The 7,487-nt window shown below is 51.1% G+C and carries 7 protein-coding genes; all 7 read right to left on the reverse strand.

Features of this window, described 5'->3' with window-relative positions:
* Positions 1–17 precede the first annotated feature (17 nt).
* A complete protein-coding gene (locus tag B2067_RS00850) occupies positions 18–1,523 on the reverse strand; it encodes a SpoVR family protein (RefSeq protein WP_273091709.1) in 1,506 nt (501 codons plus the stop codon).
* Positions 1,520–2,794 carry a YeaH/YhbH family protein gene (locus tag B2067_RS00855; protein ID WP_301387192.1) on the reverse strand — a complete coding sequence of 425 codons (1,275 nt, stop codon included), beginning with the start codon at positions 2,792–2,794 and terminating at the stop codon, positions 1,520–1,522. Before B2067_RS00855 ends, B2067_RS00850 begins: the two co-directional genes overlap by 4 nt.
* A 47-nt stretch (positions 2,795–2,841) precedes the next feature.
* Positions 2,842–4,764, reverse strand: a complete 1,923-nt coding sequence (locus B2067_RS00860; protein ID WP_068441632.1) for a PrkA family serine protein kinase — start codon at positions 4,762–4,764, stop codon at positions 2,842–2,844.
* A gap of 311 nt (positions 4,765–5,075) precedes the next feature.
* On the reverse strand, positions 5,076–5,393 hold the full coding sequence (gene glpE, locus B2067_RS00865; protein WP_068441635.1) for a thiosulfate sulfurtransferase GlpE: 318 nt from the start codon (positions 5,391–5,393) through the stop codon (positions 5,076–5,078).
* Between the two features lie 11 nt (positions 5,394–5,404).
* Positions 5,405–6,220, reverse strand: a complete 816-nt coding sequence (locus B2067_RS00870; protein ID WP_301387193.1) for a symmetrical bis(5'-nucleosyl)-tetraphosphatase — start codon at positions 6,218–6,220, stop codon at positions 5,405–5,407.
* Entirely contained in the window at positions 6,220–6,597 is a 378-nt protein-coding gene (apaG, locus tag B2067_RS00875) for a Co2+/Mg2+ efflux protein ApaG (protein WP_068441638.1), read from the reverse strand. Before apaG ends, B2067_RS00870 begins: the two co-directional genes overlap by 1 nt.
* Positions 6,587–7,417 (reverse strand): 16S rRNA (adenine(1518)-N(6)/adenine(1519)-N(6))-dimethyltransferase RsmA, encoded by an 831-nt coding sequence (gene rsmA, locus B2067_RS00880; protein ID WP_301387194.1) that lies wholly within the window; start codon positions 7,415–7,417, stop codon positions 6,587–6,589. Before rsmA ends, apaG begins: the two co-directional genes overlap by 11 nt.
* Positions 7,418–7,487: the final 70 nt, after the last annotated feature.

The raw sequence follows: 7,487 nt of genomic DNA on the forward strand, positions 1-7,487 counted from the left end.
TGAGTCAGCGCAATAAATCAAAGTTCTACTGATATCGACGGACAGCTCATCCGTTTCAGCATCTTATCGCCATCCCAGCTTTCCAGGTGAACATCAAAGCCCCAGAGCAGGTGAATATGTTTAAGCACTTCGTACGTATCTCCGGCGAGTGGCATTCCATCCTGCTGCGTGTGCCTCAGGGTGATTGAGCGGTCGCCTTCAATATCAACGTTTGTGATCTGAATATTCGGTTCCCGCACTGACAGGTCGTACTGGCGTGCGAGGGTTTCTCTTAACCGGCGGAAACCGCTGTCGTTATGAATCGCATCAACGCGATAGTGATCTGCCGCTTCATCGTCGTAAATAGAGAACAAGTGAAAGTCGCGCATCAGCTTGGGTGACAGGAATTGCTGAATAAAACTCTCATCTTTAAAGTCACGCATGGCAAAGTGCAGAGTATCCAGCCAGTCTTTTCCTGCAATATCCGGGAACCACTCGCGGTCTTCATCGGTAGGGTCTTCGCATATACGCTTAATGTCCTGGAACATATTAAAGCCCAGTGCGTAGGGGTTAATACCGCTGAAATAGGGTGAATCAAATCCAGGCTGATACACCACGTTGGTATGTGAAGTAAGAAACTCCATCATAAAACCATCGTTAACTTTTCCCTCGTCGTAAAGATGGTTCAGCAGTGTGTAGTGCCAGAAAGTAGCCCAGCCTTCGTTCATGACCTGAGTCTGACGTTGTGGGTAAAAGTACTGAGATATTTTACGAACGATACGCACCAGCTCACGCTGCCATGGCTGTAATAAAGGCGCATTTTTTTCAATAAAGTACAGAATATTTTCTTGCGGCTCTGACGGGAATTTTCGTTTCTTCTGGGCTGCATCTCCGTTCTGTTTTTTGGTTGGAAGGGTGCGCCAGAGATCGTTCAGTTGCTGCTGGCGGATTTCTTCACGCTCTTCCTGACGCATCCGTTCTTCGGCCGCAGAAATTGGCTTGGGTCGGCGGTAGCGATCGACACCGTAATTCTGCAGAGCATGGCAGGCATCAAGAACCTGCTCAACTTCATCCTGACCGTAGCGCTCTTCGCATTTTCGTACATAATTTTTGGCGAACACCAGGTAATCAATGATGGAGCCCGCATCCGTCCAGGTGCGGAAGAGGTAGTTATTTTTAAAGAATGAGTTGTGCCCATAACAGGCGTGAGCAATCACCAGTGCCTGCATCGGCAGAGTGTTTTCTTCCATCAGGTAGGCAATACAGGGATTGGAGTTAATGACGATCTCATACGCCAACCCCATCTGACCGCGTTGATAACCTTTCTGAGTAGCAAGAAACTGCTTACCGTAGGACCAGTGGTTGTAGCCGATTGGCATACCGACCGACGAGTAAGCGTCCATCATCTGCTCTGCACTGATAACTTCGATCTGATTCGGATAAGTATCGAGCCGATAGTGGGCCGCGACGCGCGCTATTTCGCTGTCGTATTCTTCGAGGAGTGCAAAGGTCCAGTCCGAATCGGTGGATATGTAGTTACTCATATTGCCTCCTCATACTGTTCTTTTGAGAACAGCTCGCGGAATACCGGGAATATATCCTCAGGACCGCGGATCTGAGCCATCGCAAAGTTCTTTTTAAACTCACTGCCGACCTGCTGGTAGGCTTCCCAAAGCGCCTGATGGTTGTGCGGCGTAATCTCAATGTATGAGAAGTACTGAACTACTGGCAGAAGTTCGTTTCGCAGGATTTCAGCGCACTGAGGGGAGTCATCATCCCAGTTATCGCCATCCGATGCCTGAGCTGCGTAGATATTCCACTCATTTTCGTCGTAGCGTGATTTTACGATCTCATTCATCAGTTTCAGGGCACTGGAAACGATGGTGCCGCCTGTCTCCCGCGAATAGAAAAACTCTTCTTCGGTTACCTCTTTGGCACTGGTGTGGTGGCGGATAAATACAATCTCAATCTGTTCGTAATTGCGCTCCAGAAAAAGATACAGCAGCAGATAGATACGCTTAGCCATGTCTTTGACGTCCTGCGTCATTGAGCCCGAGACATCCATCAGACAGAACATCACGGCTTTGCTGGTAGGCATGGGCACTTTGACCTGGTTGCGATAGCGCAGGTCAATATCGTCAAGGAAAGGGATCTTCTTGAGGCGACGCTGAAGATCAGCGATGTCGGCTTTCAGTGTTGCAACCGCACCTGAGTCGCCACGGTTTTCTGCATCAGCCAATGCAGCCTCAAGTTCTTTTAACTTGCGACGCTTACCAGCGCCCATTCCGATGCGGCGGGCATGGGCGTTGCGCATCGACTTTACCACCGAGAGGTTGTTTGGTGTGCCTTCAGAGACAAAGCCAGCGCGACGGGTCTTGAAGTTTTTAGTGCGCGCAAGAGACTGCTTCACCATGTTAGGCAGTGCCAGATCATCAAACAGATAATTCAGGAATTCTTCTCGGGTAATGGCGAATGTGAAGTCTTCTTCGCCTTCGCCCTGATTACTGGCCTGTCCGCTACCCTGGCCACCGCCTCCACCTCGTGGCTTCTCCAGTTCATCGCCGGTATTGAACTCTTTATTGCCTGGGTATACGCGGTGTTGTCGGCCCCCCTGTCCATGGCCGATGCGCGGTTCGTGCGTATTTTTGGTGGGAATACTGATCTGCTCGCCGCGATCCATATCTGTGATGGAACGGCGGTTTACGGCATCCTGCACTGCGTCTTTGATATGGCCGCGATAGCGCCGTAGGAAACGCTGGCGGTTGACCATACTTTTATTCTTTCCGTTCAAGCGTCGGTCAATAATATATGACATTCAACCCTCTCTCAGCGGGCACCCAGCGAACAGGTGCCCGCAGACAATTACTGTGACTTACGAACGCGCAGATACCACTCAGAAAGCAGGCGAACCTGCTTCTCGGTGTAGCCGCGCTCGGTCATACGCGCGACGAAGTCGTCGTGCTTCTTCTGATCTTCGTTCGAAGATTTTGCGGAGAAGGATATGACCGGCAGAAGATCCTCAGTATTCGAGAACATTTTCTTCTCGATAACGGAGCGCATCTTCTCGTAGGACTGCCAGCTGGGGTTATTGCCATTATTGTTGGCACGGGCACGCAGTACGAAGTTCACGATTTCATTGCGGAAATCTTTCGGGTTACTGATGCCTGCGGATTTTTCGATTTTCTCGAGTTCTTCATTGATCGATACTCGGTCGAGCATTTCACCGGTTTCCGGGTCTCGATATTCCTGATCCTGAATCCAGAAATCGGCATAGGTGACGTAACGATCAAAGATATTCTGACCATATTCGGCATACGACTCGAGGTACGCGGTCTGAATTTCTTTACCGATAAAGTTCACATACTCGGTGGCCAGGTATTCCTTCAGGTAGTTCAGATAGCGATTCTGCGTTTCCTCAGGGAATTGTTCCTGTTCAATCGCCTGCTCAAGGACATACATCAGGTGCACTGGGTTGGCGGCTACCTCGGTTGAGTCGAAATTGAATACCTTGGAGAGAATTTTGAAAGCAAAGCGGGTGGAGATGCCGCTCATACCCTCATCGACGCCAGCTCCATCTTTGTATTCCTGAATCGACTTGGCTTTCGGATCAGTGTCTTTCAGATTCTCGCCGTTATAGATTCGCATCTTTGAGTAGACGCTGGAATTCTCGGGGACTTTTAAGCGCGAAAGTACAGTGAACTGGGCCAACATCGACAGGGTGTCAGGTGCGCATGGCGATTCAGCCAGTGACGAATGCTCCAGCAGTTTTTTGTAGATGTTTATTTCTTCATCAACGCGCAGGCAGTAGGGGACCTTCACAATATAAACACGGTCGAGGAAAGCCTCGTTGTTTTTATTGTTCCGGAATGCCTGCCACTCGGATTCGTTTGAGTGAGCGAGGATGACGCCCTCGAAAGGAATCGCTCCCATGCCTTCGGTGCCGTTATAGTTGCCTTCCTGGGTCGCTGTCAGCAATGGGTGGAGCACCTTAATAGGCGCCTTGAACATCTCGACAAACTCCATCAGCCCCTGGTTGGCACGACAGAGTGCGCCTGAATAGGCGTAAGCATCCGGGTCATCCTGGGCATAGTCTTCCAGCTTGCGGATATCGACTTTACCGACCAGGGATGAAATGTCCTGGTTGTTTTCGTCACCGGGTTCGGTTTTGGCCACACCAGTCTGATCGAGAATGGACGGGTAAAGTTTTACGACTTCAAACTTACTGATGTCACCGCCTAATTCATGGAGGCGCTTAACAGCCCACGGAGACATGACTTTGCCAAGATAGCGGCGTGGAATGCCGTAGTCTTCCTCCAGAATCGCCCCATCTTCGTTGGGGTCAAACAGCCCCATGGGCGACTCAAAGACAGGCGAACCTTTAATCGCGTAGAAAGGAATACGTTGAATTAATTCTTTCAGCCGTTCGGCGAGAGATGATTTACCGCCACCGACCGGGCCTAACAGATACAGGATCTGCTTACGCTCTTCGAGCCCCTGCGCAGCGTGACGGAAATAGGAGACAATGTTCTCGACGGCGTCTTCCATACCGTAAAACTCAGAGAAGGCTGGGTAGCGCTTGATGACTTTGTTGGAAAATATCCGGCTCAGACGAAGATCCCGGGAGGTGTCGATGATTTCTGGCTCACCAATGGCCATTAGCATTCTTTCTGCCGCGGAGGCATAAACGGTGGGATCCTGTTTGCACAGTTCAAGGTAGTCCTGAAGGCTCATTACCTCTTCCTGCGTGTCGCGATAGCGCTCCTGGAAACGACTGAATACGCTCATGGTTCACCCCTTATCGGTCTGTCCGAATATGTGTTTCCGTTACATAAAACCCTGTAAAAAAATTGCTATGTCTGGGACCAGTATGTCCCTTATTCGTTGTTGTTGGCCAGAGAATTTATATTTCTTTGACGTCGTATATTCAGTATGCACAGCTTGTGCCGGCATGCAGCATTATTGGTCGACCAATGTGATCAAAGACACGATTTGACAGAAAAGCCAGATAAAAGCACACAAGATCAGAAAAACAGCCTACCTCTTCTGCTGTGTGTTCCTGGGATATTTACCGGATGGGAAAAGCGGGAGAGATGCGCTCAACGAGCGCACAATTCAGGAACGGCCATTTTCCACATTTCAAAACCACCATCGAGGCTGAATACGCGGGTGTAGCCCTGAGCAGCAAAGAACTGAGCGGCGCCCTGGCTTGAGTTGCCGTGGTAACAGCATACGATCAGGGGAGCGTCTTTCGGTGTGTTCTGCATGAACTCTGGCAGGTTGTCGTTATCGACGTTTACTGCGCCCTTAATGTGATTATCATTGAAACTATGGGCATCGCGGATGTCGGCAATCCGCACATCAGGCTCGTCGAGTAGAGATTTGGCTTCCGCGATATTAATTCGTTCAAAGTTCATTGGGGTCTCTCTTAGCTGTCAGCCTGCGCGGGCACGCTGAATCGTAGTTGATCCTCAAGGCGCAATGCCGTAAGGGAGCCACCCCAGACACAGCCTGTGTCCAGAGCCCATACATTGCGCACATCGGCATTTCCCTCCAGAGCGGCCCAGTGCCCGAATACCAGCCGGGTATCCGCTGATTTTCTCTGCGGATGTCTGAACCAGGGGATAAACCCCTGGGGTGAACTCCCGGCACCTTCTTTGGTTTTCAGATCGAGGCGACCTTCCTGGTCAATGAAGCGCATACGTGTTAAGTAATTGACGATCAGGCGTATTCTGTCAATGCCTGTCAGACTTTTGTCCCACAGGTCTGGCTGGTTGCCATACATGCCCTGAAAGAAGTTTTTGCAGTCGTTCTGAAGAATGTATTCAACTTCCTGTGAAAGACGGCGGGCTTTGCGTGCTGACCACATAGGTGGCAGCCCCGCGTGGCTCATGCACCAATTGCGCGCAGCATCGTAATGAACCAGAGGCTGATGCCGCAGCCAGTCCATCAGAAAACCGGCATCCGGTGCCTCGAATACGTGTTTCAGTGTATCGCCGCCCTTGGTTTTACGATCACTGTAGTAGCAGGCCAGCATGTGCAGGTCGTGGTTGCCGAGTACGACGGTGGCTCTGTGCCCTAACTGCTGAATAAAGCGCAGGCACTCCAGCGACTCCGGGCCACGGTTAACCAGATCGCCTGCAAACCACAGGTGGTCGTTATTACGGTCGAAACGTATTTCGCTGAGCAGTCTTTGTAGCGGCTCGAAACAGCCCTGCAGATCGCCAATCGCGTAGGTAGCCATCAGTTCAGTGCGTTGGGTAGAGCCAGGGTGAATACAGGGATGGTCGCATGAAACAGGGTGCCGTCGTCCGCTTCCATAACATAGTAGCCGCGCATGCTACCGACGCGTGTCTGCAGGACTGATCCTGATGAGTAGCGATAGGTCTCACCTGGCTCAATGGTAGGCTGTTCGCCAATAACGCCTTCACCTTTTACTTCCTGAACATCGGCATTGCCGTCGGCGATGAACCAATGGCGCGTCCGCAGTGTTGCTCCCTGATCACCGCGGTTGGTGATGCTGATGTGATAAGCGAACACAAAGCGGTCATCTTCTGGCAGTGACTGCTCTTCGAGGTATTCGGTTTCCACCTCAACATTGACGGTGTCTTCAAGCTTCATCGGATGACTCCTTCAGTAGCTCTGCAACCTTGTCTGCAATGGTGACGTATTGCTCCAGTGTCAGATTCTCTGGGCGCAGGCCAGTATCAATACCAATATTTTCAAGGGTGGCGGCATCAATAAGATTTTTCAATGTATTACGGATAGTTTTGCGTCGCATACTGAAGGCTTCACGCACTACGCGCTCAAGTACCTTGTGGTCTTTTGCCGGAAACGGCAGCTCTTCGTAAGGCTCCATGCGCACAATGGCAGATTCGACCTTCGGTGGCGGGTTAAATGCGCCCGGCCCGACAATAAACAGAGGTTCTACTTTGCAGTAGTACTGCGCCATGATGCTCAGGCGACCGTAGTCACCGTTGCCCGGCACTGCGCCCAGTCGCTCGACGACTTCTTTCTGCAGCATGAAGTGCATGTCCTGAACCATTTTATGGTGGCTCAGGAAATGAAAAATCAGCGGGGTCGAAATGTTATAGGGCAGGTTACCCACAATACGCAGGCGTTGGCCCGGCTCGAGAATTGTATTGAAGTCGAACTTAAGGGCGTCGCCTTCGTGGATACGAAAATCCGGATAATTAAAGAACTTAGTACGCAGAATCGGAATCAGATCGCGGTCGAGCTCGACCACGTCCAGCTTGCCAGAGGTTTCCAGCAGCGGCTCAGTCAGTGCGCCCATCCCTGGCCCGATTTCTACCAGACAATCCGTGGGTTTCGGGCTGATCGCTTTTACGATTTTTCCGATTACGTGCTGATCGTGCAGAAAGTTCTGGCCAAAGCGCTTCCGGGCCTTGTGGCCATGGGCTTTGGGTGTGTGTTTACTCATTGGGTTATTTCCTTTCTGCGGTTGGCTGCCATCTGAGTGGCGACCTTAATAGCGGTGTGCAGGCTACCGC

The organism is Thalassolituus sp. UBA2590 (genome assembly GCF_002339775.1).
Taxonomy (GTDB): domain Bacteria; phylum Pseudomonadota; class Gammaproteobacteria; order Pseudomonadales; family Oceanobacteraceae; genus Thalassolituus.